Raw genomic sequence first — 3,526 nt, 5'->3', positions numbered from 1 at the left:
TGTAAGTATCATGATACTTTATGTGTAAAGCGGCTTAGAAAATAGTTGTAGAAAACGGGACAGCATGAAAATAAAAACGGCATGAGACTCTACAATATCCGTAATAGAGGTACTGGTATACCCACACACAGGATAAGGAGAACTCACGCCTAGGTCGTGAGCTTCCTGCTTATTATCTCGTGTGTTTAAAAATTACCAGTTTTCTATTACAAGATTCTAAGCAATAGCTTCTATTATTCGTTGAAGTATCGCAAAATTACTTTAATAAGCAATCATTTCCAAATATAGTAAATTTTAATTTTGTTACAAGATCTTGTAACAAAATTTGTAAAAAAAATCACGCACTTTGTATAAAGTACTCATAAATGGACGTTTTAAAAGATGAAATACTAAAAAAATTTGGAGAACATATCAAAGAATTAAGACTTAAATCCGGGCTTACCCAAGATGATGTTGTACTAAACGGTTCCAAAATTACTAAAGGTACAATAAGTGATATAGAAAATGGGAAAAGAAATTTTTCCTTTACGACATTAATTGATTTGGCTAAAGGTCTTAATCTTCCACCCAAAGAGCTTTTTGATTTTGAATTTGATATAAAGAAATATAAAATTGATGAATAACTTTAAATATCTATTTTAATTATATTTCTAGCCCAACCCAAAGTAAATAATATAGTACAGTTTATTCTTTAACAATGGCAATGGAATTATTTAATTTCTGATATATCGATATTCTGAATATCCTTAAGCTTACCCTCATATTTAGTTTTGACAATTATATCTAATATGTCTTGTGATAAATCTTTCAATCTTAATGGATTTTTTGGAAAAACAACTAAATGATAGTGGGGATCAAAAAAATTATTCAGAACAGTTTTGTCAAAGGAATAAAGGCCCTTTTTTGCCAGAAAGAAATAATCTTCCAGACCTCCTCCTGAGCCTGAATCTTTGTTTAAAATTTTATCTAATTCTGGATTAATTAAAGTTTCTGATATTTCCGGTAAGTTTCTAAAGTAATCTACTAATATCTGACGTCTTTGTTCAGATTCAATAACCGAATCCGGCAGCTTTCCACCACAAGAAGTCATAAACCCTATATATTCGCCATCCGTCAAAAACCAATCTAAGTCCATTGTTTGTTGTTCTATTTCTGATATCATAAAGAATTAAATTAAAAAAATATCCGTTCCTTGCCTTCCACCTGGACGATTGTTAAAAGCATCATTAAATTAAATCTCCTAAAAAAGATCTCTATTTATCCTAAATGAAAGCCTTTAATTTTTCTATTAAAAAACAATTATTTCTTTAGAAAATTTATAGTTTCTGAATCCTTTTTCGTTGGCACTTATATCATAATTTTTTGTTCCTTTTGGTAATGCCCTGAAGATTTCCTCTTTCATTTTACTAAAATATAAATATAAATACTTTTTGTTTGTTGTATCTGATATAGGAATATCTTTTAGTATAACTTTAGTTTTACCTTTGGGCAATATAAAAAGAGAAAATGAGCTGTTTATATTTCCTATAGGAAAATCAGTAACAGAATCTTGAATATTATTGATGGAATCCTGAACATAACCAACACGATCTTTAAAGAAAAAATTATAGTCAATAATAGTCTCCTTTTCTTTTTCAATCACCCTTGGATAAGTTTCTCTTTCTTTAAAGTCCTGATAATTATATAACATTACATATTTATCATCATTATTGTTATCTACTAAAACTGAAATATTGTATAATGATTTTTCTTTTTTAACTGATAAAACTTCAACCGAAAGTTTGTTATTCTTCTTTTCCTGAATTCCCTTATTTTCCTTACACGAAAATAAAGTTATCAATAGTATTGTCAGTATACCTGGTTTTATCTTTAAAGCTTTCATACCTTTCCTGTTTTAATATGGTTTGCCCTCCATTTCCTATGAACTGCACATAAATATAGTGATTTTATGTAAGTTGTAAGATCCACCTAAGTAATATAAAACCCAGCAGGAATTTTATCAGCTCAAAGTCGGGAGTCTTTGCGCAGCGGAGAGCATTAAGTAAATTCTAATGCTATTTTGAATAACTAAATGTTAGTTCGTCATTAGAGGTGTTCTCTAAAATATAAATATTCCGATTTTTAAATCGGGCTAAAATTGTATTAAGGTTATCAATTAAAAACTGTATTGAATTTTGAGAAAGTCCATTGCTATTGATAATAATATCATTGGAGCTGGGATTTTCATCTTCATTAATTAATATCTTTAATATAACTAAATGCAGTTTTCCTAAAAGATCTTCAACCCTAATATCTAAATTGGTTAACTGATTAAAAAGTTCAATTAACTTTTGCTTATCCCTGAGTCCGTTATAAAAAGGAATTATTTTGATAGAATACTCATTATCAAAATTTATAAAAATAAAATCCTTATTTTCTTTTAAGTAATCTAATTTTCTTTGATCTATTATTGATAAATTACTCATTGCTATTGTTTTACAGTCTTTATAAACTTTAATTCCATAATACCTGAATTAGCACAAACCTTCTAATAAACTTTTATGACTTCAATATGCCAAAAGGATAATAATTGTTGCTGTCTGTAATTTTAAGAACACCTTCGCTGTTTTTGGCATAGTTTACCCTTGCATTTCCTAAATGATCTTTATACTGGTAAATATAACGATTTTCTGTAAAGCTATGATCCATTCAGATTTAAAGCCTAGTTAGGATTATCAGCCCAAAGCCACAGACATTGAACATCTGGAATTCTGTTCAAAAAATAATGTTGATTTTATAAAAAACAAAACCACTGCTCAATGGCAGTGATTTTTGTTATACTTCATTTTTATGAAGTATTCATGCGGTATCGGGACCATTAACTGAACGCCTCTAATAGGCTATTTTATACAATGTTATAATGAATACATTAACATATATGGGACAAGATATTTTTATTAAGAATTTCTTTGCATGTTATTCTGTTAAAAATTCAGATAAATTATAATCTTCATCATTATAAAAATCAAAAAAAGTGATTCTATCTTTTTCCAATTCCCAATTAGATTGTCCTTTGTACATTAATTCACCTCGTTTGTTATATATTTTATATAAATATACATTTTTTCGATGATCAATGAGTCAATTGTTTCAGTTCCCTATATTCATATTCGCCCCAAATATTATCTCTTTGAGTAGAACAGGAAAAAGTAAGAATAGAGTTATTAAAAAAAATATTTTTTTCATTTAAATAAATTGTTTTTTTTAGTCCACCAAATATAGGTCTGATGGGTTGTACCTTGCGGTATACTAATACCTTGGCTACGAGGTATATTCCTTCCCCCTCCCTTATTAAAAGGATTAAGAGAATAAGATGAAATTGATTTTGAGTCAAAGGCAATAATCACTACGTTATTCCCAACAGGATAAAAGCTAAAAATTAGAAATGCTCACTACCAAAAAAATTTAAAGACTTCTTTAATAAAATAAAGCAGCATTATAAACAAAACCTTCGCAAATCGCGAAGGTTTTATTATTATTATTATTA

The 3,526-nt window shown here is 28.2% G+C and carries 5 protein-coding genes; 1 reads left to right on the top strand and 4 read right to left on the bottom strand.

Annotated elements, in window-relative coordinates:
- The first annotated feature begins 365 nt into the window (after nucleotides 1-365).
- On the top strand, nucleotides 366-623 hold the full coding sequence (locus tag DRF59_RS20625) for a helix-turn-helix domain-containing protein (protein ID WP_115964484.1): 258 nt from the start codon (nucleotides 366-368) through the stop codon (nucleotides 621-623).
- An 86-nt stretch (nucleotides 624-709) separates the two neighbouring features.
- Here DRF59_RS20625 and DRF59_RS20620 read toward each other — a convergent pair whose 3' ends face one another.
- The 4 genes from DRF59_RS20620 to DRF59_RS20855 all read right to left on the bottom strand — a co-directional run bounded on the left by DRF59_RS20620 (nucleotide 710) and on the right by DRF59_RS20855 (nucleotide 2,688).
- Nucleotides 710-1,162, bottom strand: coding sequence for a hypothetical protein (locus DRF59_RS20620; protein WP_123873726.1), 453 nt, complete (start codon nucleotides 1,160-1,162; stop codon nucleotides 710-712).
- 126 nt (nucleotides 1,163-1,288) lie between these two features.
- On the bottom strand, nucleotides 1,289-1,882 hold the full coding sequence (locus DRF59_RS20615) for a hypothetical protein (RefSeq protein WP_123873725.1): 594 nt from the start codon (nucleotides 1,880-1,882) through the stop codon (nucleotides 1,289-1,291).
- 172 nt (nucleotides 1,883-2,054) lie between these two features.
- Nucleotides 2,055-2,465: a hypothetical protein gene (locus DRF59_RS20610; RefSeq protein ID WP_115964480.1), complete on the bottom strand. Its 411-nt coding sequence runs from the start codon at nucleotides 2,463-2,465 to the stop codon at nucleotides 2,055-2,057.
- A 73-nt stretch (nucleotides 2,466-2,538) separates the two neighbouring features.
- Nucleotides 2,539-2,688, bottom strand: coding sequence for a hypothetical protein (locus DRF59_RS20855; RefSeq protein WP_157967482.1), 150 nt, complete (start codon nucleotides 2,686-2,688; stop codon nucleotides 2,539-2,541).
- Between the last annotated feature and the right edge of the window lie 838 nt (nucleotides 2,689-3,526).

The organism is Chryseobacterium flavum (assembly GCF_003385595.1).
Lineage (GTDB): Bacteria > Bacteroidota > Bacteroidia > Flavobacteriales > Weeksellaceae > Chryseobacterium > Chryseobacterium flavum.
This window is presented reverse-complemented; position numbering and strand designations above follow the sequence as displayed.